This is a genomic window from Pseudorhodoplanes sp., from assembly GCF_046289595.1.
Classification (GTDB): domain Bacteria; phylum Pseudomonadota; class Alphaproteobacteria; order Rhizobiales; family Xanthobacteraceae; genus Pseudorhodoplanes.
The window spans coordinates 16,455-41,502 of the sequence record NZ_JBKBVB010000007.1; the positions used below are offsets into that span (position 1 = coordinate 16,455).

Here is a 25,048-nt window from a genome sequence, read left to right on the forward strand (position 1 = left end):
GGGGCGTTGAGCTAAACAACACTCCATCCGCCGCTCGTCCCCGCGAAGGCGGGGACCCAGAATCGCGAACGCCGCGCTCAGTGATGGGCGCGGCGTTTTTTCTTGCGCACGGCCTTGTCGACGCGCAATCTTTGATTGTGGTCGATTCTTGGAGCATCAGGAGAGAGACCAATGACGAAGAGGGCGAAGCGCGCAGAGAAACCAAGGCGTGTGCGCATTGCGCGGATCGATGGCAGCGTAGGTTCTCTGGAGAAAAGAATTTCGAGAGATTACGGACTTCCGCACGGGAGTGTGAGGATCGTGGGACCTGACGGCAAGGACAAGCGATCAGATGCAAAGATCAAAAGTCTACTGCGTGAGTGGGAGTTCTAACGCTAGTCGCCCATCTCAGGTCTCGACGATGATAAAAGTCTCAAGGATTGAATGGCTGGGCGGCCATAGGCTGTCCTTCCGCTTCTCCGACGACAGTGCCGGCGAGTACGATTTCGCGGCTCTTGTGCGCGAGAGCGGCCCGATGATCGAGCCGCTGCGCGACATCGATTATTTCAGGCGCGTCTTTCTGGAATTCGGCGCGCCGACCTGGCCGAACGGTTTTGACATTGCACCGGACTGGCTGCAACTCGAGATCGAGGCTGCGGGCGCTTTGCAACGGCACGCCGCGGCGTAATCTCTCTCCCCGTTCGTCCCAGCGAAGGCGGGGGCCCCAGAATTGAGCGCCGAAGCAATCCAGCTTCATCATTGCCGGGCTCACGCGCGAAGCGCGTCTTGCGCAAGAGCCCCGGCAATCCATCGGTTTTTGTTTGTGCGCGTCTCGTCGTCGTGTCTGGCGGCGAAAGTGCCTCTGTACGCCGCGTAGCCCTATAACGCTCTTATAATTTGCCAGCATTGTGAGATGACTAATGTCAAATTTTGCAATCCTTATCGGCAATTCTGAGTATCAAAATGCGGCCGAACTGGCATGCTGCCGTGCAGACGTTGTAGCAGTCGAGCAGCTGCTTATTGCGACGGGCAAGTACGCTACCATCACGAAAATTCAGGATGCAGACGCTGGTGACTTGAAGGAGCGCCTTCGCAGCGCTCTTGATGCTGCTGCATCTCCTGATGAATTGTTTTTCTATTTTTCCGGCCACGGGTACATGCACGAAAGGGAGTTCTTTCTGTGCCCAACGGATTTCGATTCCAGGCGACCCAACCAAACCGGGCTGTCCCGTGCTGAATTGCACACGCTTCTCAGATTGCCGGACGCAAACTTGGTCGTAAAAGTGTTGGATGCGTGTTATTCGGGCACACTGATGATCAAATCCGAATTCAACTGGCTGATGCAGCAAGCTAAAGACTTCAAAAACATCATCCAATTCGCGTCCTGTACGGAGACGCAAGAATCGCTTGCAGGCCACCCTCTGAGTTTGTTTACCGATCAGTTCCGTGCGGCTGCGTTAAGCAAGCTCGACGGACCGGTGTATTACACAGACATCGTCAACTGTTTGCGCGACGAGTTTCTAGAAAATGAATCCCAAACTCCGTTCTTCGTCTCTCAATGTACCGGTCGTGAACAGTTCGTCGACGACGCGAAGAAAATGGATACCTTGCGCAAGCAGGTGAATGGTCAGAATGTTGCTGTGGCCACCGCGCACTCTCCCGACCCGGTGGCTGCTCGACCGTTGCTTGATCGTATCAAAGCCGCTTCAGCGAAGGTAGTCACGCCGACCTTGATGCACACGTTTGCTGACCGCGTTTTCGACGATTTAAAATCACGTCTCTCAAATGACGATTTCGGCGAGTTCTACACTGTCGAGTTTGCTGAGTGGGCTGACTTTCGTGAGCCAACGACACGTGATTTCATCATCCGCGTTCTTGATCAAGAAAAGCGACCTGACAACTTCGTAACGGCTGTTCATGCTCGCAAGAGGCGCCAGCCCAACCCCCTCTACTACGGCGCGCTTGTTGCGGCCTCGATGCAGCGCTATTTGGACCCGGATGCCTACTACGAAGAATTTGACCTCGAGCTTAATTGCACGATGTCCAGGGCGCAGATGAAGGTGACGTTGACGCCAAGGTTCGTAGTCCTGAAACGACTTACATTGGTGGTGACCTGCGCGCCAAGCCTTGACCGCTGCTACGTGTTCGAGATGCTCACACAACACTTGCTGCGCGACTTCGAAACCTACGATATTGAAGGCCGCGAAATTTCGCGTCGTTGGTGGAAGTTCGGATGGAATGAGCCGCCGGATGATGTCGTCGTACGGATCTGCGCGAAGTTGAAAAGCTCTATTAACGCCGAGCTAGAAAGCGCCGAGAAGCGCCTTGGGTCGGAAAGTGGCTAAATCCTGATAGGTAGTCGGCGTCGAATGCGGATGCATTTTTCCGGTTCAGCCCCCTACGCCTCCACATACTCCGCTCTGCTCGTCGGCGCAGGCACCGGCAGGCCGTCTTCCTTCAACCCATCGATATGAAACCGGATCGCGTCGCGGATTTCGCGCTCGACCTCCGCAACGCTTTCGCCCGTGGCGACGCAGCCCGGTAAGTCCGGAACGTAAGCGGAGTAGTTTCCGTTCGCCTGCTCGATAACAACGGCGTAGCGCATCAGGGGCGTTCCTTCAGTCCGGCTTGCTTCAAGATACTGTTCAATGTCCCCGGCGCAAGGTCGTCGGAGGGCTTCCCGGCCACGGTGACGCGTCCGGCCTTGGAAGGATGCTTAAATTGCCGATGGCTGCCGCGGGTCGCGACCAGAAACCAGCCGTCATCCTCGATGAGTTTTATTGCCTCACGAACTTTCAAGTTATGCCCCCGACCGATTCCGCAAGGATAATCCAAGGCATTTCCCCTTGACATCTCCCGATGATAGGACTATATACCCATGTATCCCGCCCCGGGCAAGGGGCGTCTGATCAGCGTCGTGAGACGCGGGGCGGGATGCGGTGGCCGGTGATGCGCCTCAGGACGTGGAGGCGCGCAGCGGCGGCCCAAGCCGTGAGGTCCTGGCGCGCCACACCGTGCGTCGCTGGGGATATGACGGCGAGGCCCGTGGCGGCGTCATACTGCCGCGGTCTTTGCCTGCGCCCCGCAGCGGTGGATAGGGTCCGCAATGCATGCGGAGGACCCTGAAAGAGAGTCCACCGGGGGTCTCACGGAGCAAGCCTATAAACACCGCGCGCGGAACGCCGGAGCCGTTCGGCGGTCCGTGGTGACTGCAATCTCGTGTGGTCAAACTCACATCCACACGAGGCCGCGGGCTTGGCTGAAAGCCCGGCGTTCCGCGCGCCCTTGCGATGCGCATGTCGGGCCTGCCCGATATGCGCCAGTCAAAAGGGACGGAATGCGAAATGCGCACGAAAGGCGTTCCCGGCGCCTCAAACAATACGGGCGATGACGCATGTCCGGCAGCGGCGCGGCCGGAACCTACGGCCAAAACACGCGTCGGAGTGTCGCGCGGCGGCGGTCCCGCGCGGGACCGTTACTTCTAAAGCCACATTTGCCGTGCGATAGTGCCGCGAACGTCCGGTTTGAATCCCCCTTCCATTGTCGAGGCCCTGAATGCGCCGAACGCCGCTCCGCCCTGTTGCCGCCCGCTGTCTCGCCGTTCCCGTTCTGCTCTGCCTCCTGACGATCCCCGCGCTCGCCGCGCAATGCGGCGGCGATTTCAACCGCTTCATCGCCGAATTCTCGCGCGAGGCGGCGGCGAAAGGCATCTCGCAGCAGACCCTGTCGCTGGCCTTTTCCGGCATCGCCTACGATCCCAAGGTGATGGAATTCGACCGGCGCCAGCGCGGCACCTTCAAGAAAAGCTGGGAGGATTATGCCCGCACCCGCGTCGGCCCGGCCCGCGTCAAGCGCGCCAGGGCGATGATGCAGAAACATGCGGCGCTGCTCGCGCGCGTCGAGAAGCAATATGGCGTGCCGAAGGAGCTGATCGTCGCGATCTGGACCATGGAAACCGACAACGGCGCCGATATGGGCAAGCTGCCGATCGTGCGCACGCTGGCGACGCTGGCCCATGACTGCCGGCGCACCGATCTGTTCCAGCGCGAACTCTTCGCGGCGTTGCAGATCATCCAGCGCCAGGACCTGCCGATGAAGGAGCTGGTCGGCGCGTATGCGGGCGAGATCGGGCAGACGCAGTTTTTGCCCTCGTCCTATATCAAGTATGGCGTGGATTATGACGGCAACGGCCATGTCGATCTGCGCCGCTCGGTGCCGGACGTGCTCGCCTCAACCGCCAATCTGCTCGCCGTCAATGGCTGGCAGCGCGGCCAGCCATTCGACATCGGCACGCGGAATTTCGAGGTGATGCGCGAGTGGAACCGCTCGGAAATCTACCGGCGCACGCTGCATTATTTCGCCGAGCAGCTGAAATAGCGGCAGCACCAGCCCGCGCTCCAGGAGGCGCGTCCGCGCGCGTGGGCTGCAGCCTTTGACCCAAATCAAGGCCGGAGCGATCCGGCCGATCAAGATGCTGCATCGGATCCAAGGGAGGACGCCGGTGCATCATCACGACATTCCAGGCACAGTTATCTTCGACGGCGAGCAGGCCCAGAAGGGCTATGCGCTGAACAAGATGTGCTATTCGTTCAACGCGAAGGCGGCGCGTGACGAGTTCGTCAAGGACGAGGACGCCTATTGCAGCAAATTCGGGCTGAACGATCAGCAGCGCGCGGCGATCCGCTCGCGCAATGTGCTCGATCTGATCGCCGCTGGCGGCAATGTCTATTACCTCGCCAAGTTCGCCGGCATTCTCGGCCTCAATGTACAGGACATCGGCGCCCAGCAGACCGGCATGAGCGTCGAGGCCTTCAAGGAAAAACTCGCCGCGGCGGGGAGGTGACGCATGGCAACCATCGTCGGCGCGATCGCAACCTCCCACATTCCCGCTATCGGCAAGGCGATTGCCGAGCAGAAGCAGAACGACCCCTACTGGAAGCCGTTTTTCGACGGCTATATCCCGGCGCGCGACTGGCTCGCGAAGGCGCGGCCCGACGTCGTCGTCAGCATCTATAACGATCACGGCCTCAACTTCTTTCTCGACAAGATGCCGACCTTCGCCGTCGGCGCTGCGGCTGAGTATCGCAACGAGGACGAAGGCTGGGGCCTGCCGGTTCTCAATTCCTTCCCGGGCGATGCCGATTTTTCCTGGCATCTGATCGAGTGCCTGGTCGCCGACGAATTCGACATCGTCTCGTGCCAGGAGATGGCGGTCGATCACGGCTTCGTCGTGCCGATGGGGCTGCTCTGGCCAGGCGGCGGCAAATGGCCGGTCAAGAGCATCCCGATCTCGATCAACACCGTGCAGCATCCGCTGCCGAGCCCGGCGCGCTGCTACAAGTTCGGTCAGGCGATCGGCCGGGCGATTGAATCCTACGACAAGGATCTGCGGGTTCTGGTGCTCGGCACCGGCGGTCTGTCACATCAGCTCGATGGCACGCGGGCAGGTTTCATCAACAAGGACTTCGACCGGCTCTGCCTCGAGAAGATCGTGAGCGATCCGGAGGCGCTGACGCATTACACGATCCCGCAACTGGTCGAATATGCCGGCGCGCAGGGTGTGGAATTCCTGAACTGGATCGCCATGCGCGGCACGATGAGCGGCCAGGTGACGCAGGTGCACAGCAATTATCACGTCCCGATCTCCAATACCGCCGGCGCCACCCTGGTGCTCGAGCATCGGCATGCGGTGCAGCGTCAGGCGCTGAAGCGCGCGATTGGGAAGATCCGGCAGTCTCGTAATCAAGGACCAGAGCGAATGGCACGACTGAAAATCTGTGTGGCGGGCGAAGGCGCCTTTGGCAACAAGCATCTCGAAGCATTATCCAAGATCGATGACGTCGAGGTGGTGTCGCTGGTCGGCGGCGTTGCCGAGGCCACGGCCGAGGTGGCGAAAAAATGGAATGTGCCGCATTGGACGCTCGACCTCGATGAAGGTCTGTCGCGGCCGGGCGTAGAAGCGGCGATTTTGACCACCCCGACCCCGATCCATGCGGCGCAGGCCGAGCAATGCCTGAAAGCCGGCAAGCATGTGCTGGTCGAAATTCCCATGGCGGATTCGCTTGCCGATGCCGAGCGGCTGGTCGCCTTGCAGCAGAAGATCGGCCTCGTCGCGATGGCCGGGCATGTGCGGCGGTTCAATCCCAGCCATCAATGGGTGCATAACCGCATCAAGGCCGGCGAACTGAAGATCCAGCAATTCGCGGCGCAGACCTATTTCTTCCGCCGCACCAATCTCAATGCCCTTGGCCAGCCGCGCAGCTGGACCGATCATCTGTTGTGGCATCACGCCTGCCACGCTGTCGATCTGTTCCTTTACCAGACCGGCGAATATCCCTCGCAGATGCAGGCGGTGCAGGGCCCGATCCATCCCGAACTCGGCATTGCCATGGACATGGCGATCCAGTTGAGGGCCCCGTCGGGCGCGATCTTTACGCTATCGCTGTCGTTCAACAATAACGGCCCGCTCGGCTCGTTCTATCGCTATATCTGTGACAATGGGACATATATCGCCCGTTACGACGATCTGTTCGACGGCTATGACAAGCCAGTCGATCTGTCGAAAGTGGCGGTGTCGATGAACGGCGTCGAACTGGAGGACCGGGAATTCATCGCGGCGATCCGTGAGGGCCGTGAGCCCAATGCCAGCCTCTCGCAATGCCTGCCGACGATGCGGGTGCTCGGCCAGCTCGAGAAAACCTTTCTAAGTGACGCGGCCCCGCCGAAGCTGAAGGCCGCCTCTTAGCGCTGCTTCAGCGGGCGGGTTGCACGCGCCGCGAACGGGTCAGACGACGGCGCGTACCAATGCGCTGATGCCGCAGCCAGAAACCGGAAAATCAGCTGCGTCCGACATCCCCGTTACGGCCGGTTGTCACGCGGCGCGTGCTCGGAGAAGCAACGCGGGGCGTGACCTGCGGTTCGCGATCCAACGCGATTTTTTAGCAATCCCGCGCGCCGGACCTCTGGGTCTGAGCCGCGTTGCTCTATGATCGTGCGAACGAATCGGACCCGTCCTCTCCATGTCAGCGCGCAAGCCCCCTTCCGGGCTCGCCAAAATCGCCCGGCTCGAACGCCGTTCCGAGCATGTGATCGCACGCCGTCATTTCGCGGCGCGGATGGGCCTGGCGCTGCTGATCTGGGCCGCGATCACCGTGACCGGTCTTGCGATCGGGATGGCCGGTTATGCCTATTTCGAGGGAATGGGCCTGGTCGATTCATTCGTGAATGCGGCCATGATCCTCTCCGGCATGGGCGTTTTCGACGATCTCAAGCATCAAAGCGGCAAGATTTTCGCCGGATTCTATGCGCTCTTGTCCGGCCTGATCTTCCTGATTGCGACGAGCTTCGTGCTGGCGCCGATCTTCCACCGCATCTTGCACCATTTCCATGTGGAAGGCGGCCGGGAGCGAGGCGGCGAGCAGTGAACCAGCTCTATTTTCGCTTCTTGGCGGCACGCTTGGGCAGAGACTTGCGCTTGGTGCCCGCCATGTCCCGCAACTCGGACGTCGTCATCGACTTGGCCATGCTGCGCGAGGCCCCCCGCAGGCTCGCCTTGGAGCGCTCGCCGCGCTTGGCGGAAAGGGCTGCGCCCGCGGCCATCTGCTGCTTCTTCGATCGTGCCGGCATGTAACGGCTCCTTGCTGTCAGGCAACATCCACTGATGCCCTGCGGCAATCAACGGCCGTGCGATCCCCGTGGTTCCGGCCTATCGCGTGGCCGAGAGCCTCGCCGGAACCGGCTCCGGATGCTCGCGCATGCGCGCTCCGCCCGAGGGCGGCGCATCACGCCCGGCGATGGTCATGATCGCAGTGCCCATGGCGGCGCTGCCGAAGGTGATGAGAAAGCCAAAGAGCAGGAGACCGAGCGCCACTTCCGGCGACTGGTCCGACAGGATGAGATCGCGCAAATGCGCCGGATTGAGCGCCAGCAGTCCGCCGAACAGGAGCGTGGCGGCGGTAAGGCCGATGGCCAGATTGATCAGGAGGAGCCGGAACAGCGGATCGCGCGGGCGCAAATGTCGAGACATGGTCATCGAAACGAGGCCAACGAGGCAGGGTGGTCGAAACATTTCATGGCCGGTCAGCTTGCGGTCTTTGCCATGGCGGAAATCTGTCTTCAAATCCCATCTTGAAATCGCTTTTGAAATCCGCCTCGAAATCCGTCTTGGCGCGGCGTGAAAGCCATTGCATACAGACATCCGGGCAGTTTCGGGGCGGATCTCGACCATGACGGCACAAACAACGACCGATGGGCGGCCGCGCGGGGCGCTCACCGTCCGTGTGATCGCAATGCCTGCGGACACCAATGCCAATGGCGATATTTTCGGCGGCTGGGTGCTGTCGCGCATGGATCAGGCCGGCGGCATCGCGGGCGTTGAGCGAGCCAAGGGCCGCGTGGTGACCATCGCCATCGAGGCGATGACCTTCATCCGCCCGGTGCGCGTGGGCGACGTCCTTGAGGTCTATACCGAAATCGAGAAAATCGGCCGGACCTCCATGAAAATCCACGTTGAGGCCTGGGCGCGCCGCTTCATGACCCATCATCACGAGAAGGTCACGGATGCCAATTTCACCTTCGTCGCCATCGACGAGGAGGGCCGCCCGCGTCCTATTCCACGGCAGGAGCATGCATGATCCGAAGCGCTTTGCTGGTTGCCGGAATGGTGCTGTGGTGCGGACCTGTGGACGCGGCCAAGAAGGAGCCGCGCTCGGGCCTCGGTCCATGCCGGATCGGCGCCCAGGCCCTGATTGCCTATCTGGACGACGGGAAAGAAGCGAGCAGCGACTATGCCCATGCCTATGGCATGGTGGAAACCTGCGGTCCGGTGCGGACTGCGAAAGCGAAGTCGGTCCCGGTTCGGCCCGTGGCCGATCGCGAATCCTGCCGCGACCTGGCGCTGAAGATGCTCGACGAACTCGACGAAAACCGGATGAACCGGCCGTCCTTCGTGGCAGTGCGTGAGGAATTTGCCGTCAAGTGCGGGCCTGCGAAAGGGGTCGAACCAAAAGCCCCTTCTGCGAATTGAGCTGACCGCTGCGCTCTGGCGGCGGGCATCGGCCCGTCATCTGCCGGTGCTAGCAACCGTTCGCGGCCCGATTCGGCTGCGGATCGCAACACGAATCGTCAGACCGGGACATATGGACGACACGCTGGTCCTTCTGAATGCGCGCGCCGGCGCCTTGATCGATACCGGACCCGAACGCGTGCGCGAGGCGCTGGCCTCGGCGCTGCGAAAGCGCACCAACCGTGCCGACATCCGGCTGGTGCGGCCGGCTTATCTCAAGGACGAGATCGAACGCGCCGCACGCAGCGATGTGTCCACGCTGATCGTCGGCGGCGGCGATGGCTCGGTGTCCTGCGCGGCGCATGTGCTGGCCGGCACCGGCAAGACCCTCGGCGTGCTGCCGTTCGGCACCATGAATCTGCTGGCGCGCGATCTCGGCCTGCCGGCCAAAATTGAAGAGGCGATTGAAGCGCTGTCCGATACCAAGCCGCGGCGGATCGATCTCGCTCGCTTCAACGGGCGTCATTTCCACTCGCTGTCGGGGCTCGGCTTTTTCAGCCAGATGGCGCGGGCGCGCGAGGAGGTGCGCGGCCACAAGCTCGGGCGTCTCGTCGGTGTCGGCATCGCAGCCATTCGCGCGCTGCACCGGACCAGCGTGTTCAGTCTCGACATCCGTACCGAGACGCGGCGCGAACGTGTTGATGCGTTGGCCGTGCTTGTTACCAATAACCGTTTTGGCAATGACTGGCGGCGTCCGTGTCTCGACGAAGGGGTGATCGAAATCCATATCGCCGAGGATGCTGGTGCTTTGTCGAAGCTGAAGGCAAGCGCCAATCTTCTCACCGGCGCCTGGCGCAACGACGACGACACCGATGGCATCCGCACCATCACGGCGCGCCATGTCGTGATTGGACGCAAGCGCCGCCGCACATTCGCCGCGACCGACGGCGAACTCCGGCGCGAATATATCCCGCTTCGATACGACGTGCGGCCCGGGGCGCTGACGGTGCTGTCGCTGTGATCAGGCCCGGAGTGCCGGCACGAGCTCGCCGATCTGCATAAGGTCGCGCACGAACGCACCATATTCGCGCGTCGCCAGCGCGTCGCCGGGGTCGTGTGAGATGCGCAAAAGGAAGGACGGGTGTACGGTGATGAAGCCGCGCTGGCCGGAAAAATCGTACGGTCCGCGCAATTTGGTCACGGCGACCGGGCGGCGTGCAAGAGCCTGCGCCGCAGTCGCACCGAGCGCAACGACAAGAGCCGGCCTGATCGCGGCAATCTCGCCTTCAAGCCACCACCGGCAAGCCTGCACCTCCCCGGCATCGGGCCTTTTGTGGATGCGGCGCTTGCCGCGCGGCTCGTACTTGAAATGCTTCACCGCGTTGGTGACATAGGCGCGGCTGCGGTCGAGCGAAGCTTCCGCCAGCGCCCGGTCGAACAATTGACCGGCCGGACCCACGAATGGCCGGCCAGCCAGATCTTCCTGGTCGCCCGGCTGCTCGCCAACGAACACCACCGGCGCATCGCGCGGGCCTTCGCCGAACACCGTCTGCGTGGCATTTCTGTAGAGCGGGCAGCGGGTGCAGCCCTGAGCGTCGCGATGCATCGCCTCGAGGCTGCCTGCGGCATGCGCGTCCGCGATGGGACCGGACGTCTTGCGATCTGCGATCCGGTCGGCGAACAGCGAGGGTTGGTCCGCGTCCATGTCCATCATTCCCGAGACGCGGCTTACCGCGTTCATCACCATACCCGGGATAAGGGCCGTTTCCGGCATGTTGTTCCAGTAGGCAAGTGGCATATGATTGACCATGGTCCTGGTCCGCAGCCGCGCCGGATTGAAGGTGGTCCGGAAATAGGTCAGCCATAACCCGTCGAGCACATCGTCAGGTTCGCCTGCGGCCTGCCGCGCTGCCGGCGCGCCGAAGCTCAGCTGACCGCCCTGCCAGATTGCCGTGCCGCGTGGGGTGGCGATCACAAAGTCCATGTTGGTGAAGCGGTCCACGAAGAACGGCGTTGCCCGACGCAGAATGTGATGATGTGGCTCGAACCACGCGGTGTAGACGGCGTGGCCGTCGATGCTCCGCTCGCGAAAGCGCAGAAAGGCGTGCATCTTGTGAATATCGCGCCGGACCGCATGCCGATAGTCCATCAGTTGCGCCACCCTCGGATCGCTGGCGCGTTCGGCGAGGTCGTGCTCGCCGCGGAGAATGCGCCAGAGCACGTCGTACAGGAGCGCGAAGCGGTCCGCCGCGCTATGGCAGACGGCGTCGCGCATCAGGTCTGCAAAGCTGCGCGGCACGTTGATCGCGAGGTTTGAGCCATCGGGCGCCTCGGCCGGCAGCGCCGGCAGCAGGCTCGGCTGGTCCGGAGAGACGAACGCTACATCGGCCGGCGCAAGGCCGCGCGCGATGCATGATCGCGCGGCATTGCGAAATGCAACCTCGTCGGCATCGTCGGGCAGGGCGATTGCGAACATAGCTATCCGAACAGGCTCATCTGCTTGGGTTTCGGCAGAAAGCGTTCGCGCAGCGCGGCGTGATCGAGCGCGCGTGGCCGGTGGTCCGGCGTCACGATGAATTCGCGCGCGCGGGACATCGCGCCGGCAATGCGCGCCACGTCGTCGTAGCGCAACAGGCCGGAACGGCGGGATGCGAGAATCCGTTCGACGGCGCGGGTGCCGAAGCCCGGCACGCGCAGCAGGGTTTCCCGGTCGGCGGTGTTCACATCGGCGGGAAAGCGCTCTCGATGGGCAAGCGCAAAGGCAAGCTTCGGATCGATGTCGAGATCAAGCATGCCTTGGTTCATGGCGCTGCCGATCTCCGGCAGGTCGAAGCCGTAAAAGCGCAGCATCCAGTCGGCCTGATACAGCCGGTGCTCGCGCAGCAACGGTGCCGGGCGCGACGCGAGTTTCCGCGACGGGTGGCCGGTCGGCGAGAAGGCCGAATAATAGACCCGCTTCAGCGCGTAGGACGCATAGAGGGCGGTGCTTGCGCCGAGAATAGTGTGATCGGTCGTTGCATCGGCGCCGACGATGATCTGCGTCGATTGTCCCGCAGGCGCAAAGCGTGGCGGCTTCGTCCGCGAGAGCGCGCCGGGGCGCTTGCCGCGTGCGTCCGCCGCAGCGTCGATCCGAAGCCTGGTCGCGGCAAGGCCCCTGCGGATGCCGGACGCGCTTTTCTCGGGCGCAAATTCGCGCAACGCCGTGTCGGTCGGCAATTCGACATTCATCGACAGCCGGTCCGCATAGCGGCCGGCCTGCGCGATCAGGTCCTCGCTCGCGCCGGGAATGGTTTTCAGATGAATATAGCCGCGAAAGCCATGGTCCTCGCGCAAGCTGCGGGCGACCCGTACAAGGTCGGCCAGGGTATCGTCCTCGGAACGCGCAATTCCGGAGGACAGGAACAGTCCCTCGATGCAGTTGCGGCGGTAGAGATCGAGTGTGAGTTTCACCACCTCATCCACTGAGAAGCGCGCGCGAGGCACGTTGCTGGAGCGCCGGCTCACGCAATAGGCGCAGTCGTAGATGCAGAAATTGGTGAGAAGGATTTTCAAGAGCGATACGCAGCGCCCGTCCGGCGTGTAGGCGTGGCAAATGCCCGCGCCGGTGACGGAGCCGATGCCGCCGTTGCGGGCGTTGCGTCTGGTGCCGCCGCATGACGCGCAGGATGCGTCATATTTGGCGGCATCGGCGAGGATTTCGAGTTTCTGTTCCAGCGTGAGCGGCATGGGGCTCGATGAAGCGCAAGGCAATTTTGTTCCCTTTATGTTCTTTAGCGCCTTTGGTCCTCAGCCTGCAAGTCGGAACTTGGGTTTGGGCCCAAAATGCAGGTCACAGCGGATCGGCGTTGCATTGGCGCGATTGGTACCCATGTGATGCGCGCCATGACCGCAACATTTGTGCATAGCGCTCGCCCCGTCCGCTGTTCCCGAAGCTCCGCCGCCCCCGCGGAGCGGCTCGCCCGCATCGACCGGCTGGCGACGCTGCTGGATGCGCGCTTTGCGATCCCCTTCACCAAGGTTCGCTTCGGCTTCGACAGCCTGATCGGGCTGGCGCCGGGGATCGGCGATGCCGTCACCGTCGGACTGTCGCTCTACATCGTCTATCAGGCGCACAAGATCGGCGCGCCGAAGCATCTGGTGGCGCGCATGCTCGGCAATGTGGCCATCGACGGCGCAATCGGCGCGGTGCCGCTGGCGGGCGACGTGTTCGACATCATGTTCCGCGCCAACCGGCGCAATGTCCGTATCCTGCGCGAACACCTGGAGCGCCAGGCGCGCCGGCATCGCCACAGCAAACGGACCAGTTTCTGATCGCGAAAAGTCGGCGCGTGCCGGGAAAAGAGCGAAGTTTCCGGCGCTATAGAGTTTTCGCTTTTCTTCGAATCGCGAAAAGACTCTAAGTTGTTGCGTTGGCGCGTTTTCTTCACGCGAACCGGTGCCCACTTCGCTCGAAAACGCTATAAACATCTCCCGCATATCAGTTGGGAGACATCATGCTCAAGAAACCTGCCTGCCCGGTCATCGCTGTCGAGGAACATTACTGGGACGAGGAATTGTCGGCGACCTATACCGGCATCGGCCGCGCCACCCAGGCAGAGGAGCAGGTGCGCCGCCTGCGCGATCTGGGCGAATTGCGAATCCGCGAAATGGACGAGGCCGGCATCGACATGCAGGTGATTTCGCATGGCTCGCCGTCGACGCAATCGCTCACCGGGCCTGAGGGCATTGCCCTCACCAAGCGCGTCAACGACCGCCTCGCCGAGGCGATCGCCAAGCACCCGACGCGCTTCGCCGGCTTCTGCGCGCTGCCGACCTCGGACCCGCAGGCGGCGGCCGCCGAACTCGAGCGCTGCATCAAGAACGGTTTCAAGGGCGCGATGATCCACGGCCTCGCCAACGGCGTGTGGCTCGACGACAAGTCGATCCGTCCGATCTTCGCGGAGGCTGAGCGGCTCGACGTGCCGATTTACCTGCACCCGTCGATCCCGATGCCGGCTGTGATGGACGCATACTACAAAGACTACATCAAGGATTACCCGATGGTGATCCGCGCCGCCTGGGGCTTTACCGTCGAGACCGCGACGATCGCCATACGCATGATCCTGTCGGGGCTGTTTCAGGAGCACCCGAAGCTGAAGATCGTACTTGGCCATCTCGGCGAAACGCTGCCGTTTCTCGTTTGGCGGATCGATCAGGCGCTGTCGCGTCCGGGGCAGAAGTCGTTGAGTTTCCGCGACGTGTTCTGCAAGAATTTCTATGTCACGACGTCCGGCTTCTTCTCCAACCCGGCGCTTCTTTGCACCGTGATGGAAATGGGTACGGATCGCATCCTCTTTGCCGTGGACTGGCCGTTCGTGATGAACCCGCCCGGCACGGCTTGGGTCGATACGATCCCGCTCTCCGACGAGGATAAGGTGAAGATTCTGTCTGGCAACGCCCAGAAGCTGCTGAAGCTGTAGGGTGTTTCGGCGTCGGCTGCGCCGGAGCGTTCAAACCTGCAACCCATGTCCAAGACCGGAACCTTGGATTGCGGGACGGGCCTTTCGGGCGTGACCTGAAATGACGATCTCGAAATCATGACCACCGCCCGGCAGTCGCATTGGCAGAATGTCTACGCCACGAAAGGCGAGGGCGAGGTCTCCTGGTTCCAGGAGAGCCCAAAGCCTTCGCTCGACTTGATCGAACTGACCGGTGTCGGACGCGATGCCGGAATCGTCGATATCGGTGGCGGCGCGTCGCGGCTCTCGGATGCGCTGCTCGATTTGGGCTTCGTCGATATCACCGTTCTCGACCTTTCAGACGCCGCGCTTGCGAGATCGCGGGCGCGGCTCGGGGCACGCGCTGCGAAGGTGCAATGGATTGTGGCGGACGTGACGTCGTGGCAGCCAGATCGGCAATACGACATCTGGCACGACCGCGCGGCTTTCCACTTCCTCACCGACCCGTCCGATCAGCGCGCGTATGTCGCATGTCTCAAGTATGCGTTACGGCCCGGGGGCTACGCGATTATCGGCACATTCGCGCCCGACGGACCGGAAAAGTGCAGCGGTCTTCCCGTCATGCGGCACGATCATACAAGCGTCGGCGCTTTGCTCGGCGATGCGTTTTCGCTGATCGATGTGCGAGCGCATGCGCACGAGACGCCATGGGGCGCGACGCAGGCCTTCCAGTTCAGCACTTTCCGGCGGCGCACTTAGCCTGATCTTCGCGGTACGATTGTAGTGCCATCAGCATATTGACCGTATACTGAAAGACAGTATACTTACAAAAAATCAACTGTCTCTGCCAGTCTGGCTTGAGACGGCGCGCGCATTCAGGGAGGACAGCCCATGGCGACAGCATCAAAGCCCTCGATCATCGTGGCCGGCGGCGGTATTGGCGGCCTCTCCGCGGCGATGGGCATGGCGCGTACCGGCGCAAAGGTTACCGTGCTCGAACAGGCCGACGAGTTCGGCGAGATCGGCGCCGGCATCCAGATCGGCCCGAACGGTTTCCATGCGATGGATTATCTGGGCGTCGGGAAAGCCTGCCGCGAACGCGCCGTCTATATCGACAATCTCATCATGATGGACGGTCTGTCCGGCGAGGAGATTTTGCGCGCGCCTGTCGACGAGCCGTTCCGGAAGTTCATGGGCAACCCCTACGCGGTGATCCACCGCGCCGACCTGCATTCGGCATTTCTCGATGCCTGCCGCGAATCTCCGAACGTGACCTTGATCAACAAGCAACGCGTTGTTTCTTATGAGAACACGCCGAGCGGGGTGCGGGTGAAGACCGCGGCCGGCAATGTCTACGAGGGCGACGGGCTGATTGGCGCCGACGGAATCCGCTCGGCGATCCGCGAGCAGATGACCGGCGGCGATCCGCTGCGCGTGTCCGGCCATGTCGCCTATCGCGCCGTTTTGCCGATCGAGCAGATGCCGGAAGACCTGCGCTGGAACGCAGCGACCATCTGGGTCGGCCCGAAAACCCATTTCGTTCACTATCCGCTGCAGGGCTGGAAGACCTTCAACCTGGTCGCGACCTTCGTCACCGATCTGGAGAATGTCGGCAGCAACGAGCCGGGCAAGCGCGAGGAGGTGGTTGAGAAATTCCAGCATATCGTGCCGCGGATCCGGAAGGTTCTGGAAATCCCCAAGGACTGGCGGCGCTGGGTGCTGGGCGACCGCGATCCGATCGCGAGCTGGGTCGACGGCAATGTCGCGCTGCTTGGCGACGCCGCGCACCCGACCTATCAGTATTTCGCGCAGGGCGCCTGCATGGCGATGGAAGACTCGGTGTGTCTTTCGGATGCATTCGAGAAATCCGGCGGCGATGTGCAGGCCGCTTTCAAGGCTTATGAGACGATCCGCATCCCGCGCGCCTATCGCGTGGTGCTGTCGTCGCGCGAGCTTGGCCGCATCTTCCATGTCGACGGCGTCGAGAGGCTCGTGCGCAATGCCTGGCTGAAGGACAAGACTCCGGAGGAGTTCTACCACTCCGTCCGCTGGATTTATGGCGGTAACGGTCTCACCGGCGCGAAGCCGCGCGCGGTCGAATCCGGACACGCTGCCTGAGGCCTGACGCAGGGCAGGGGGCGGCGATGCGGCTGAAACAATTGCAAACCCAGCCCGGACATCTGATCCGCCGCGCGCAGCAAATTGCGGTTGCGATCTTCATTGAAGAATGCGCCGCATTCGATTTGACGCCTGTGCAATATGCGGCGCTGGTTGCGATCGACGAACATGAGGGTATCGACGCGACGAGGCTCTCGGCGCAGATCGCGTTCGACCGCTCGACGCTCGGCAATGTTCTCGAGCGGCTGGAGATGCGCGGCCTCGTCGAACGCTATCCATCCCGGGACGACAGGCGGGTCAAGCTGCTCAAGCTGACCGATATCGGCCGTGCCATAATGCGCGAGGCCGAAGCTGCGGTCCGCCGCGCGCAGGAGCGCATTCTGGCCCCGCTCGACGCGGAGCGTCGGCGCGTCCTGCTTGATCTCCTGGCGCAGCTCGTCGAACTGAACAACGACGCCTCGCGTGTGCCCCAGCGCCGGATCGCCTGAAGCCGCGCGAAGGGCCTTTGCCGTTTCCTGACGTTCCGTGCGACCCCGGTACCCTTACCGCGGTCGGATCGCGGGTGGTCACATCCGCAACATCCGGTCACAAAGCGTGACCCCTGTCGCGGAACGCGCCGCATCCTCGCCGCATTGCGCCCGGTAAACACCGGCCGTCCCCAACAATCTCCGGAGTTGAGATGACTCGTGTCAGCACGATACGCGCTTCCCTGTTTTCGTTCGGCGTCATTGCCGCGGGCCTGATCCCGATGCCGGGGGCCAGCGCCAACGAGGCCTATTCCGCGCTGGTGCAGCGCCACGCTGCCGCTCATGGTTTGCCACCTGCGCTGGTCCATCGCGTGATCATGCGCGAGAGCCGCTACAATCCGCGCGCGGTCTCGAAAGGCAATTACGGCATCATGCAGATCCGTCTCGGGACTGCCCGCGCCATGGGATACAGCGGCTCCGCCGCGGGTCTGCTTGATGCCAATACCAACATGACCTATGCGGTGAAGTATCTCGCCGGCGCTTACCGTGCGGCGGGCGGCAATCATGACCGGGCCGTGGCGCTGTATGCGCGGGGCTATCACGATGTGGCGCGCCGGCAGGGCACCACCGCCGTTGCGCTGGCCCGCGGCGGCGGCAGCGGGACCGCCTATGCCACGCCACAGGCTCCCGCGATCGGAGCGCCGGTGACGGAATTCTCGGCCGAAGCCCGGCGTGCCCGCGGTCAATATACCGCGCCGCGCACGCGCCGGGACGCTCCTGCGGGGAATACGGGTCTTTTGAACCCGCGTGACCAGGTCTGGTAGGCGGTTTCTGAGCGCCGCGTCCGCGCGGTCTCAATTTTATGCCGGACGGCATTTGCGTTGCTGTCCGGCATTGCTATGAGAGCGGACCCGCGCCCCCGGTTGCGGCCGGGCCCGTAGCTCAATGGTTAGAGCCGGCCGCTCATAACGGTCTGGTTGCTGGTTCGAGTCCAGCCGGGCCCACCATACAAGGCGTAACCGGGTCTATCTGAGCTTTCGCCATCAACGCTTTGTAAGGTCTGCGCCGGACGGTGCGGTTTTGATCTCGATCAGGACGTTGCGGTATTGCCAGTCGCTGCTATTCAGCAGTTCATGCGGCATACCGGGCTCAGGCCAGAGCACGCCGCCGACGGTCTCGTTGGTTTCCTTTTCGCGGCCGTCTTCGAAATACATGATGTTCTTGCCCTCGGTCATCGGCGATCACGTAGGGCAGGTCGTGCTTGTGCCAGGCTTGCCGCTCGCCGGGATCGAACTTGACGCCAGATGCGGACGAATTCGTTCTCGAACAGGATCTTGTCGCCGAGCGGTCCGAGCGTGTCGCCGCGGGGTGAGGGACCTCTCATCATTTAATCTCCTTCAGGATGCGCGCCGGATTGTCGCAGAAAATCCGTTTGCGGCGCGTCGGATCGAGCGCAGCCATCTGCTCATGCGGCTCCACGACGCCCATCGGGACGGCCAATCGGAGCCGAACATGATTTGCGCTTCGCCGGGGTATGTCGCGCTCGGCAAGGGCTATTTCAAAGAGGAGGGGCTGAACGTCACCATCATGCCGTCCAAAGGTACGGCGGACGCGATCCGCAGGGGTTGCGACCGGCGGCGCGCAACTCGGCTTCATCGACGTCCCGAGTCTTGTCGCAGCGGGTGGTGCAGGATCGGCGATCAAGATCGTCGCCGCCAATTATCAGAAGCCGCCCTATTGCATCTTTACTAGCCTTCAACGGCACCCGGGAGGCGGGAACCTGGTGCCCGGCATCATCTGTGTTCAAGCCCTGGTCCGAGCTTTGCAAACCGTGATGCACGAGGGGACCGAAATGCATTGATCGCAGCATGGCGGGACGCTGTGCGCATCGGAAAATATGGTAAGTCACCGGGGGCCTTTGGATTGGCGAACCCCATGACGGACCTGTTCTGGGTCATGCTCGGCTGTGCGGCAGGCGGCATGTCTCGTTATTTCGTTTCCGGCTTCATGGCGCGGCGGATCGGCGAGACATTTCCTTGGGGGACGCTCGTCGTGAATGTCAGCGGCGCCTTCGCGATCGGTATGGTCGCCGCCAGCGCGAGCCTGTCACAGGGCCTGTTTTCGGATATCAGCCTCTGGCGGCTTGTGGTCATCGGCTTCCTCGGGAGCTATACCACCGTTTCGTCATTCAGCCTTCAGACATTGATGCTGCTGCGGGACGGCGAAGCGGCCCGTGCCGCCGGCAATATCGGACTGTCACTGGGCCTGTGCCTACCGGTTGTGGTGCTCGGCATGTTCGCCGGGGCGAAACTTTTCGGCCAGTCCTGACCGATGCAATCTCCGCATCCAGAGCTCCCGGAAGGCGCTCCCGAAACCATCGGACCCGGACCGGATGCAATGCGGTCCAAGCGGGCGCGGCGGTCCGAGCTCTATACCCAGATTTTGCTCTACTTGGCCGTTGGGAGCGGCAGCGTTATCGGCGGGACCGCGCGCTGGTTGATCTCCGAATTGCTGCACGCCTGGTTCCCGGGCGGCATGCCCTGGGGCACGTTCTTCGTGAATGTGACCGGCTCGTTCCTGATTGGCTTTTATGCGGCGCTGACCGGACCCGACGGGCGGATATTTGCCGGGCCGGTGCAGCGGCAATTCGTGATGACCGGCATCTGCGGAGGGTACACCACGTTTTCCGTCTTCAGCCTGGAAACCGTCCGCCTCATACAGGCGGGCGACCTGCAGACGGCCGGGCTCAATATCGGGTTGTCGCTGGCGGGCTGGCTGGCCGCCGTTTGGGCCGGCTTCGCACTGGCGGCCCGCCTGAACCGGCTGCCGCGATAAAGAGTTCCATGAGCGTCAGAAAACGATATGACAGGTGACATCGAATCATCGGCCGGACGAGCAAACCACGTGACCAAACTCAACAGACGTTCCCATCTCATCACCGCCGGGGTGGCGCGTTCGCCCAATCGGGCGATGCTGCGGGCTGTCGGCTTCACCGATGGCGATTTCGAAAAGCCGATCGTGGGCGTGGCCAATGGCCACTCCACCATGAATCCCTGCAATGCCGGGATTCAGCCGCTGGTCGACCGCGTGATGGGTGCGCTCAAGCAATCCGGTGCGATGCCGCAGGTCTTCGGATTCCCGACCGTCACCGACGGCATCGGTATGGGCACCGAAGGCATGAAGTATTCGCTGGTCTCGCGCGAGGTCATCGCCGATTCGATCGAGGTCGCCGTGAACGGTCAGCGCATGGACGGCGTGGTCGCGGTCGGCGGCTGCGACAAGAATATGCCGGGCGCGATGATGGCCATGGCGCGCATGAATGTGCCCGGAATCTTCGTCTATGCCGGCACCATCAAACCGGGTTTCTGGAAGGGCGAGAAGCTCACCATCGTCAGTCCCTTCGAGGCGGTCGGTGCCTTCAGCGCCGGCAAGATGTCCAAGGAGGATTTCGAAGGCATCGAGAAAAATGCCTGCCCTTCGGTGGGAGCCTGCGGCGGCCAGTACACGGCCAACACCATGTCTTCGTCGTTCGAAGCGCTCGGCATGAGTGCACTTGGTTCTTCGCAGATTGCGTCGCCCGATCCCGAGAAGGCGGATTCGGCGGCTGAGTCGGCCCGCATTCTCGTCGAGGCGGTCAAGAACGACCTGAAGCCCCGCGACATCATCACCCGCAAGTCGATCGAGAATGCGGTAGCACTGGTGATGGCGACCGGCGGTTCCACGAACGCGGTGCTGCATTATCTCGCGATTGCGAGCGCGGCCGGCGTGCGATGGACCATCGACGATTTCGAGCGGGTGCGCCGCAAGGTGCCGGTGCTGTGCAATCTCAAGCCCTCCGGCCAGTATGTAGCGACAGATTTTCATGCTGCCGGCGGTGTGCCGCAGGTGCTCAAGATGCTGCTTGTCAATGGGGTGCTGCACGGGGAGTGCATGACCATCCATGGCAAGAGTATTGGCGAGATGCTGCGCGATATTCCCGACGAACCGCGCAGCGATCAGGATGTGATCCGGCCGTGGTCTGATCCGCTCTACAAACAGGGCCACCTCGCGATTCTGAAGGGCAATCTTTCACCGGAGGGCTGCGTTGCCAAGATTACCGGGCTGAAGCAGCCCTCCATCACCGGACCGGCGCGCGTTTTCAATTCGGAGCCGGAATGCCTGAAGGCGATCATGGCCAAGAAGATCAAGGCCGGTGATGTGGTTGTGATCCGATACGAGGGCCCCAAGGGCGGACCGGGCATGCAGGAAATGCTGGCGCCGACGTCGGCGCTGATCGGCCAGGGGCTCGGGGCGTCGGTCGGGCTTCTCACCGATGGCCGCTTCTCCGGCGGCACATGGGGCATGGTGGTCGGCCATGTCGCACCGGAGGCTTTCGAGGGCGGCGTGATCGCACTGGTTCAGGAAGGCGATTCGATCACAATCGATGCGAAGAAGCGGCTCATCCAGCTCAATGTGCCGGCCAAGGAATTGGCGCGTCGCAGGAAGCTCTGGATGGCGCCGAAGCCGCGCTACACCAAGGGCGTGCTGGCGAAATACATAAAGCTCGTTTCGAGCGCCAGCCGCGGCGCGATTACCGACGAGCCGTCCGGCCGCTGACCGGACGGTTTCCTCGCTGCTGCGCTGCGGTTTGAGGGTTTGAGATCGGGCACCCGTGTAGCGCCTAATCTGCAGTCGCCGACCGCGAGTCGGCGAAGCTGCTTCCGGGCCAATCCCGCACAAAAAATTTGATTGACCTATAGAATTTCCGGCGCTGAAATGGCGCGGACAAGAGCCGGACGACCGGCCGGTCCCGGGAGGATATCGGCGATGACGACGCTCGGTTGCAGCCTTTGGCGCGCGCGCGGCGCACCGACTGCGTCGCCGGCTTCGGCTTTACCGTCATGACCTTTGCCGCCGCGCAGCCTCCGCAATTTGCCATTCTGCGCGGCAAAACCGCGCCAGGGCTGATCGCCGAACATGCCCGGCAGAGCCCGGCCGGTGTCGCCTATCGCGCCAAGCATCTGGGCCTGTACCGCGAGCGAACCTGGCGCGGCTATGCCGCGGCGGTCGGGCGATGCGCGGTCGCATTTGAGGCGCTCGGCCTGAACAAGAGCGACCGCGTCGCCATCATGGGTGACGCCTGCGAGGACTGGATGGTTTGCGACATGGCTGCGCAGGCCAGGGGCGCCATCGTCTACGGAATCTATCCCACCGCTTCGGTTTCCGAAGTCGAGCACGTGATGACCGACGGTGGCGCAAAAATCTTCGTCGCCGAGGATCAGGAATATGTCGACAAAATTCTGCAGGTTGCGGACCGGCTGCCGAATCTAGAAGCGATCGTTGTCATCGACGATTCGGCGATGTTCGATTACAGCCATCCCAAGCTGAAGTCGCTGTCGGACGTGTTGAACGCGGTATCCGCCGACGAGGAACGCTGTATCGCCGCGCTCGAAGCCATGACGGCGCAGCTCACGGGCAGCGATCCGGCCTTCATCGTTTACACATCAGGCACCACGGGAAGCCCGAAGGGTGCGCTGATTTCGCACGGCAAGCATCTCGCTGGTGCTTACGCGATCGTCGATCACTTCCCGACGCTGGCTGAAAGGGACCACCGCACGGCGGTGTTCCTGCCGCTCTGTCACATTTTTGGCCGCGATGTCGCGATCACCCTGCCGCTGATCTCGCGCGTCGTCCCGCATTTCGGCGAGGACGTCGATGATCTGATGCAGACGCTGTTCGAGGTGGCGCCGACGGTGCTGTTCACGGTGCCGCGCTACATGCAGAAATTCGCATCCCAAGTGCTCGTGGGCTTAAGCACGACCTCGCCGCTCAAGCGCGCGGTCTATGCCGCGGCAATGACGATCGGCCGGAAGGCCGCCCGCCGGCGCTGGTCGGGACAGAACGATGTGACAACCGCTGCGATGAATGCGCTTGCCCGCGGCGCAGCCTTCGGCCGCGTCCTCAACAAGCTCGGTCTCGACAAGCTCGAACTCGTGATCTCCGGCGCAGCACCCTTGCCGCAGGAGACCGCGGCGCTTTGGCAGATCTGGGGCGTCAATCTCGTGGAAGCCTACGGCCAGACCGAGACCGGCGGCGCCTTCATCAGCGCGCAGGGTGACGCTTTCGCCAGACCCGGCAATGTCGGCACCGTGATGCGGGGCTGGGATGTGCGGCTCGATGGCGACGGCCAGATTCTGGTAAAGGGTCCGGATCATTTCGAGGGCTATTGGCAAAAGCCCGACGCCACCGCCGAAGTCATCGGCGACGATGGCTGGCTGCGCACCGGCGATGTCGGGGAATGGCAGGACGGCAGGCTGCGCCTGATCGACCGCGCCCGCGATTTTCTGGTCACGGCCGGCGGCAAGACCATTTCGCCGTCCAGCATCGAGAACGGTCTGCGCGCCAGCCCCTATATCGGCGAAGCGGTGGTGTTCGGCCATGCCCGCAAATACCTTACCGCTCTGATCGAGATCGATTTCGACTCCGTCGCAGACTGGGCGCGCGCCAACAATGTTTCCTACACCGGCTTTACCAGTCTCGTTCAGAACGAGGCCGTGCGCGGGCTGATCCGCGCCGAGATCGACAAAGCCAATCGCGAATTCGCCCGCGTCGAACAGATCAAGGATTTTCGCATTCTGCCCAAGGAACTCGACCCCGAACAGGACGGAGAGCCGGTGACGCCGACCCGCAAGGTCAAGCGCAACCTGATGTACGAGCGGTTCAAGGATCTGGTCGAGGACATGTACGACGAGAGTGAAAGCCGCGCACTCGCCGCGGAAGTCGGCGAGGCGCTCCGAGCATAACCGACAACAAAAGGGAGGACTGAAACATGCGCATCAAGATCGCGCTCGCCGCAGCAGGCGTTGCCGGCCTGATGGGAACGGCAACCGCCCAGGACGCCTATGTCATCGGCGTCACCTCGGCCCTCACCGGGCCGCCGGCCTCGACCTATGCACCGGCCATGGACGCGCTGCGAATCTATATCGATGGCGTCAATGCGCGCGGCGGTATCAATGGCAAGAAGATCAATCTGGTGATCCAGGACGATTCCGCCGAACCGTCGAAAGCGGTCGCCAACGTCAAAAAACTGGTGTCGCAGGACAACGCCATCCTGCTTATCAATGCCAGCTTGTCGTCTACCTACGCGCCGGTGGTCGCCGAATCGCGCAACGCCAAGATCCCGCTGATGTTCGCAAGCGGCGTCTGCCCGAAGGAAGTCTATCCCCCGGCGAATGAGCTGCAGTTCTGCACCACGGCCTATGCGTCGCAATTCGACAGCCGCGCGGCGCTGACCTTCGTCAAGGAGACCGCGAAGCAGCCGGTGAAAATCGGTTTCTCGGCGATGGCGATCCCGCTGTCACGCGGCGAAATGGAGTTTGCCGCAAAGCTTGCGCCGGAAATGGGCATGACCGCGCTCGGCATTCAGGTGGTGCCGCCGCCGACGCCCGACTACACCCCGTTTGCGACGAACCTGAAAGATGCGGGAGCGAATTGGGTATTTTCCTGGGCGCCCTGGGTAACGCAGGTGCGTACGCTGGAAGCGCTGCGCCGGCTTGGCTGGGAGGGCGATTACATTACCTGGGCGCATCTGGAAGCCGAAGGCGAACTCAAGCGCCTGAGGGACGGCAAGCTCTTCGTGATCGGCGCCAACGCGCTGTTCGAGGACAATCTGCCGATCCAGAAGGAGATCGCCGAGGCGGCGAAGAAAGCCGGCAGCAAATATCCGCCGGACCAGATGACCGAAGGCTGGATCGCCGGCATGGTGATCGAGGCGGCGCTGCGCGGCGCCAAGCAGCCGGTGACCGCCGAGACGCTGCGCGAATCGATGTCCAATCTGAAGGTCGATACCAAGGGACTGCGCGGCGGTCCGATCGAGTGGACCAAGGACAACCACTTCCGGACCAAGCAATTCTATCGCGTCTACAAGTGGGATCCGGCGACGAACAAGATCGTCGTCGCCAAAGACTGGTTCAGCTACGACGTGAAGTGATCCGCTTCCGCGCCGTCGTGCCCGGCATAGCCGGGCATGACGGACGCAGAACATCAGCGCGAAGATAAGGCGG

The 25,048-nt window shown here is 62.5% G+C and carries 29 protein-coding genes, 1 tRNA gene and 1 pseudogene; 23 read left to right on the forward strand and 8 right to left on the reverse strand.

Annotation, left to right across the window (positions count from 1 at the left end):
• Positions 1 to 77: 77 nt before the first annotated feature.
• Positions 78 to 218, reverse strand: a complete 141-nt coding sequence (locus ACK41X_RS03310; protein ID WP_409719239.1) for a hypothetical protein — start codon at positions 216 to 218, stop codon at positions 78 to 80.
• Positions 219 to 400: 182 nt separating this feature from the next.
• On the opposite strand from ACK41X_RS03310, the gene ACK41X_RS03315 reads away from it, so the two are divergent.
• Positions 401 to 667, forward strand: a complete 267-nt coding sequence (locus ACK41X_RS03315) for a DUF2442 domain-containing protein (protein WP_409719241.1) — start codon at positions 401 to 403, stop codon at positions 665 to 667.
• 232 nt (positions 668 to 899) lie between these two features.
• Complete coding sequence (locus ACK41X_RS03320; protein WP_409719243.1) at positions 900 to 2,324, forward strand: caspase domain-containing protein; 1,425 nt, start codon at positions 900 to 902, stop codon at positions 2,322 to 2,324.
• A gap of 53 nt (positions 2,325 to 2,377) precedes the next feature.
• On the opposite strand, the gene ACK41X_RS03325 is transcribed toward ACK41X_RS03320, so the two are convergent.
• Both ACK41X_RS03325 and ACK41X_RS03330 read right to left on the reverse strand, forming a co-directional pair.
• Positions 2,378 to 2,584, reverse strand: a complete 207-nt coding sequence (locus ACK41X_RS03325) for a type II toxin-antitoxin system HicB family antitoxin (RefSeq protein WP_409719245.1) — start codon at positions 2,582 to 2,584, stop codon at positions 2,378 to 2,380.
• The gene (locus tag ACK41X_RS03330; protein ID WP_409719247.1) at positions 2,584 to 2,778 is read right to left on the reverse strand and encodes a type II toxin-antitoxin system HicA family toxin; all 195 of its coding nucleotides are present in this window, start codon (positions 2,776 to 2,778) and stop codon (positions 2,584 to 2,586) included. The genes ACK41X_RS03325 and ACK41X_RS03330 overlap by 1 nt, the downstream gene beginning before the upstream one ends.
• Before the next feature lie 756 nt (positions 2,779 to 3,534).
• On the opposite strand from ACK41X_RS03330, the gene ACK41X_RS03335 reads away from it, so the two are divergent.
• The 5 genes and pseudogenes from ACK41X_RS03335 to ACK41X_RS03355 all read left to right on the forward strand — a co-directional run bounded on the left by ACK41X_RS03335 (position 3,535) and on the right by ACK41X_RS03355 (position 7,403).
• Positions 3,535 to 4,356 (forward strand): lytic transglycosylase domain-containing protein, encoded by an 822-nt coding sequence (locus ACK41X_RS03335; RefSeq protein WP_409719249.1) that lies wholly within the window; start codon positions 3,535 to 3,537, stop codon positions 4,354 to 4,356.
• A 124-nt stretch (positions 4,357 to 4,480) separates the two neighbouring features.
• A complete protein-coding gene (locus tag ACK41X_RS03340; RefSeq protein ID WP_409719251.1) occupies positions 4,481 to 4,822 on the forward strand; it encodes a protocatechuate 4,5-dioxygenase subunit alpha in 342 nt (113 codons plus the stop codon).
• Positions 4,823 to 4,825: 3 nt separating this feature from the next.
• A pseudogene (locus ACK41X_RS03345) lies at positions 4,826 to 5,650 on the forward strand (class III extradiol dioxygenase family protein); the annotation flags it as partial.
• Between the two features lie 87 nt (positions 5,651 to 5,737).
• On the forward strand, positions 5,738 to 6,724 hold the full coding sequence (locus ACK41X_RS03350; RefSeq protein WP_409719315.1) for a Gfo/Idh/MocA family oxidoreductase: 987 nt from the start codon (positions 5,738 to 5,740) through the stop codon (positions 6,722 to 6,724).
• A gap of 274 nt (positions 6,725 to 6,998) precedes the next feature.
• A complete protein-coding gene (locus ACK41X_RS03355; RefSeq protein WP_409719253.1) occupies positions 6,999 to 7,403 on the forward strand; it encodes a hypothetical protein in 405 nt (134 codons plus the stop codon).
• Between the two features lie 7 nt (positions 7,404 to 7,410).
• Here ACK41X_RS03355 and ACK41X_RS03360 read toward each other — a convergent pair whose 3' ends face one another.
• On the reverse strand, positions 7,411 to 7,605 hold the full coding sequence (locus ACK41X_RS03360; protein WP_409719255.1) for a DUF3008 family protein: 195 nt from the start codon (positions 7,603 to 7,605) through the stop codon (positions 7,411 to 7,413).
• Positions 7,606 to 7,684: 79 nt separating this feature from the next.
• The gene (locus ACK41X_RS03365; RefSeq protein WP_409719317.1) at positions 7,685 to 8,005 is read right to left on the reverse strand and encodes a hypothetical protein; all 321 of its coding nucleotides are present in this window, start codon (positions 8,003 to 8,005) and stop codon (positions 7,685 to 7,687) included.
• 199 nt (positions 8,006 to 8,204) lie between these two features.
• Here ACK41X_RS03365 and ACK41X_RS03370 point away from each other — a divergent pair, with 199 nt between their 5' ends.
• The 3 genes from ACK41X_RS03370 to ACK41X_RS03380 all read left to right on the forward strand — a co-directional run bounded on the left by ACK41X_RS03370 (position 8,205) and on the right by ACK41X_RS03380 (position 10,004).
• Positions 8,205 to 8,612, forward strand: a complete 408-nt coding sequence (locus ACK41X_RS03370; protein WP_409719257.1) for an acyl-CoA thioesterase — start codon at positions 8,205 to 8,207, stop codon at positions 8,610 to 8,612.
• Entirely contained in the window at positions 8,609 to 9,004 is a 396-nt protein-coding gene (locus tag ACK41X_RS03375; protein ID WP_409719259.1) for a hypothetical protein, read from the forward strand. The genes ACK41X_RS03370 and ACK41X_RS03375 overlap by 4 nt, the downstream gene beginning before the upstream one ends.
• 112 nt (positions 9,005 to 9,116) lie before the next feature.
• Positions 9,117 to 10,004: a diacylglycerol/lipid kinase family protein gene (locus tag ACK41X_RS03380; protein WP_409719261.1), complete on the forward strand. Its 888-nt coding sequence runs from the start codon at positions 9,117 to 9,119 to the stop codon at positions 10,002 to 10,004.
• On the opposite strand, the gene ACK41X_RS03385 is transcribed toward ACK41X_RS03380, so the two are convergent.
• Positions 10,005 to 11,459: a UdgX family uracil-DNA binding protein gene (locus tag ACK41X_RS03385; protein ID WP_409719263.1), complete on the reverse strand. Its 1,455-nt coding sequence runs from the start codon at positions 11,457 to 11,459 to the stop codon at positions 10,005 to 10,007. It lies immediately after the preceding gene.
• A 2-nt stretch (positions 11,460 to 11,461) separates the two neighbouring features.
• Complete coding sequence (locus ACK41X_RS03390; RefSeq protein WP_409719265.1) at positions 11,462 to 12,709, reverse strand: putative DNA modification/repair radical SAM protein; 1,248 nt, start codon at positions 12,707 to 12,709, stop codon at positions 11,462 to 11,464.
• Between the two features lie 156 nt (positions 12,710 to 12,865).
• Between ACK41X_RS03390 and ACK41X_RS03395 the strand changes: the two genes are divergently transcribed.
• The 7 genes from ACK41X_RS03395 to ACK41X_RS03425 all read left to right on the forward strand — a co-directional run bounded on the left by ACK41X_RS03395 (position 12,866) and on the right by ACK41X_RS03425 (position 18,013).
• Complete coding sequence (locus ACK41X_RS03395) at positions 12,866 to 13,294, forward strand: DUF4112 domain-containing protein (protein WP_409719267.1); 429 nt, start codon at positions 12,866 to 12,868, stop codon at positions 13,292 to 13,294.
• A gap of 182 nt (positions 13,295 to 13,476) precedes the next feature.
• Positions 13,477 to 14,442, forward strand: a complete 966-nt coding sequence (locus ACK41X_RS03400) for an amidohydrolase family protein (protein WP_409719269.1) — start codon at positions 13,477 to 13,479, stop codon at positions 14,440 to 14,442.
• 117 nt (positions 14,443 to 14,559) lie between these two features.
• Positions 14,560 to 15,180 carry a class I SAM-dependent methyltransferase gene (locus tag ACK41X_RS03405; RefSeq protein ID WP_409719271.1) on the forward strand — a complete coding sequence of 207 codons (621 nt, stop codon included), beginning with the start codon at positions 14,560 to 14,562 and terminating at the stop codon, positions 15,178 to 15,180.
• 132 nt (positions 15,181 to 15,312) lie between these two features.
• On the forward strand, positions 15,313 to 16,539 hold the full coding sequence (locus ACK41X_RS03410; RefSeq protein WP_409719273.1) for a 3-hydroxybenzoate 6-monooxygenase: 1,227 nt from the start codon (positions 15,313 to 15,315) through the stop codon (positions 16,537 to 16,539).
• A 26-nt stretch (positions 16,540 to 16,565) separates the two neighbouring features.
• Positions 16,566 to 17,027, forward strand: coding sequence for a MarR family winged helix-turn-helix transcriptional regulator (locus tag ACK41X_RS03415; protein ID WP_409719275.1), 462 nt, complete (start codon positions 16,566 to 16,568; stop codon positions 17,025 to 17,027).
• Between the two features lie 191 nt (positions 17,028 to 17,218).
• Positions 17,219 to 17,830: a transglycosylase SLT domain-containing protein gene (locus ACK41X_RS03420; protein WP_409719277.1), complete on the forward strand. Its 612-nt coding sequence runs from the start codon at positions 17,219 to 17,221 to the stop codon at positions 17,828 to 17,830.
• Between the two features lie 107 nt (positions 17,831 to 17,937).
• A tRNA-Ile gene (locus tag ACK41X_RS03425) sits at positions 17,938 to 18,013 on the forward strand.
• Between the two features lie 36 nt (positions 18,014 to 18,049).
• Here the strand turns inward: ACK41X_RS03425 and ACK41X_RS03430 are convergent.
• The gene (locus ACK41X_RS03430) at positions 18,050 to 18,241 is read right to left on the reverse strand and encodes a hypothetical protein (RefSeq protein ID WP_409719279.1); all 192 of its coding nucleotides are present in this window, start codon (positions 18,239 to 18,241) and stop codon (positions 18,050 to 18,052) included.
• 277 nt (positions 18,242 to 18,518) lie between these two features.
• Between ACK41X_RS03430 and ACK41X_RS03435 the strand changes: the two genes are divergently transcribed.
• The 6 genes from ACK41X_RS03435 (at position 18,519) to ACK41X_RS03460 (ending at position 24,975) form a co-directional block, all read left to right on the forward strand.
• Positions 18,519 to 18,758: an ABC transporter substrate-binding protein gene (locus ACK41X_RS03435; protein ID WP_409719319.1), complete on the forward strand. Its 240-nt coding sequence runs from the start codon at positions 18,519 to 18,521 to the stop codon at positions 18,756 to 18,758.
• Between the two features lie 183 nt (positions 18,759 to 18,941).
• Entirely contained in the window at positions 18,942 to 19,334 is a 393-nt protein-coding gene (crcB, locus tag ACK41X_RS03440; RefSeq protein WP_409719281.1) for a fluoride efflux transporter CrcB, read from the forward strand.
• 69 nt (positions 19,335 to 19,403) lie between these two features.
• A complete protein-coding gene (gene crcB, locus ACK41X_RS03445; protein ID WP_409719283.1) occupies positions 19,404 to 19,841 on the forward strand; it encodes a fluoride efflux transporter CrcB in 438 nt (145 codons plus the stop codon).
• Positions 19,842 to 19,910: 69 nt separating this feature from the next.
• Positions 19,911 to 21,602 carry a dihydroxy-acid dehydratase gene (ilvD, locus tag ACK41X_RS03450; protein ID WP_409719285.1) on the forward strand — a complete coding sequence of 564 codons (1,692 nt, stop codon included), beginning with the start codon at positions 19,911 to 19,913 and terminating at the stop codon, positions 21,600 to 21,602.
• A 224-nt stretch (positions 21,603 to 21,826) separates the two neighbouring features.
• Positions 21,827 to 23,788: an AMP-dependent synthetase/ligase gene (locus tag ACK41X_RS03455; protein WP_409719287.1), complete on the forward strand. Its 1,962-nt coding sequence runs from the start codon at positions 21,827 to 21,829 to the stop codon at positions 23,786 to 23,788.
• 26 nt (positions 23,789 to 23,814) lie between these two features.
• Positions 23,815 to 24,975 (forward strand): ABC transporter substrate-binding protein, encoded by a 1,161-nt coding sequence (locus ACK41X_RS03460; protein WP_409719289.1) that lies wholly within the window; start codon positions 23,815 to 23,817, stop codon positions 24,973 to 24,975.
• Positions 24,976 to 25,048: the final 73 nt, after the last annotated feature.

Coding starts and splice junctions, on each gene's coding strand:
- ACK41X_RS03310 (WP_409719239.1), bottom strand. CDS start 218: ATGCGCACACGCCTTGGTTTCTCTGCGCGCTTCGCCCTCTTCGTCATT.
- ACK41X_RS03315 (WP_409719241.1), top strand. CDS start 401: ATGATAAAAGTCTCAAGGATTGAATGGCTGGGCGGCCATAGGCTGTCC.
- ACK41X_RS03320 (WP_409719243.1), top strand. CDS start 900: ATGTCAAATTTTGCAATCCTTATCGGCAATTCTGAGTATCAAAATGCG.
- ACK41X_RS03325 (WP_409719245.1), bottom strand. CDS start 2,584: ATGCGCTACGCCGTTGTTATCGAGCAGGCGAACGGAAACTACTCCGCT.
- ACK41X_RS03335 (WP_409719249.1), top strand. CDS start 3,535: ATGCGCCGAACGCCGCTCCGCCCTGTTGCCGCCCGCTGTCTCGCCGTT.
- ACK41X_RS03350 (WP_409719315.1), top strand. CDS start 5,738: ATGGCACGACTGAAAATCTGTGTGGCGGGCGAAGGCGCCTTTGGCAAC.
- ACK41X_RS03355 (WP_409719253.1), top strand. CDS start 6,999: ATGTCAGCGCGCAAGCCCCCTTCCGGGCTCGCCAAAATCGCCCGGCTC.
- ACK41X_RS03360 (WP_409719255.1), bottom strand. CDS start 7,605: ATGCCGGCACGATCGAAGAAGCAGCAGATGGCCGCGGGCGCAGCCCTT.
- ACK41X_RS03365 (WP_409719317.1), bottom strand. CDS start 8,005: ATGTCTCGACATTTGCGCCCGCGCGATCCGCTGTTCCGGCTCCTCCTG.
- ACK41X_RS03370 (WP_409719257.1), top strand. CDS start 8,205: ATGACGGCACAAACAACGACCGATGGGCGGCCGCGCGGGGCGCTCACC.
- ACK41X_RS03375 (WP_409719259.1), top strand. CDS start 8,609: ATGATCCGAAGCGCTTTGCTGGTTGCCGGAATGGTGCTGTGGTGCGGA.
- ACK41X_RS03380 (WP_409719261.1), top strand. CDS start 9,117: ATGGACGACACGCTGGTCCTTCTGAATGCGCGCGCCGGCGCCTTGATC.
- ACK41X_RS03385 (WP_409719263.1), bottom strand. CDS start 11,459: ATGTTCGCAATCGCCCTGCCCGACGATGCCGACGAGGTTGCATTTCGC.
- ACK41X_RS03390 (WP_409719265.1), bottom strand. CDS start 12,709: ATGCCGCTCACGCTGGAACAGAAACTCGAAATCCTCGCCGATGCCGCC.
- ACK41X_RS03395 (WP_409719267.1), top strand. CDS start 12,866: ATGACCGCAACATTTGTGCATAGCGCTCGCCCCGTCCGCTGTTCCCGA.
- ACK41X_RS03400 (WP_409719269.1), top strand. CDS start 13,477: ATGCTCAAGAAACCTGCCTGCCCGGTCATCGCTGTCGAGGAACATTAC.
- ACK41X_RS03405 (WP_409719271.1), top strand. CDS start 14,560: ATGACCACCGCCCGGCAGTCGCATTGGCAGAATGTCTACGCCACGAAA.
- ACK41X_RS03410 (WP_409719273.1), top strand. CDS start 15,313: ATGGCGACAGCATCAAAGCCCTCGATCATCGTGGCCGGCGGCGGTATT.
- ACK41X_RS03415 (WP_409719275.1), top strand. CDS start 16,566: ATGCGGCTGAAACAATTGCAAACCCAGCCCGGACATCTGATCCGCCGC.
- ACK41X_RS03420 (WP_409719277.1), top strand. CDS start 17,219: ATGACTCGTGTCAGCACGATACGCGCTTCCCTGTTTTCGTTCGGCGTC.
- ACK41X_RS03430 (WP_409719279.1), bottom strand. CDS start 18,241: ATGACCGAGGGCAAGAACATCATGTATTTCGAAGACGGCCGCGAAAAG.
- ACK41X_RS03435 (WP_409719319.1), top strand. CDS start 18,519: ATGATTTGCGCTTCGCCGGGGTATGTCGCGCTCGGCAAGGGCTATTTC.
- crcB (WP_409719281.1), top strand. CDS start 18,942: ATGACGGACCTGTTCTGGGTCATGCTCGGCTGTGCGGCAGGCGGCATG.
- crcB (WP_409719283.1), top strand. CDS start 19,404: ATGCGGTCCAAGCGGGCGCGGCGGTCCGAGCTCTATACCCAGATTTTG.
- ACK41X_RS03460 (WP_409719289.1), top strand. CDS start 23,815: ATGCGCATCAAGATCGCGCTCGCCGCAGCAGGCGTTGCCGGCCTGATG.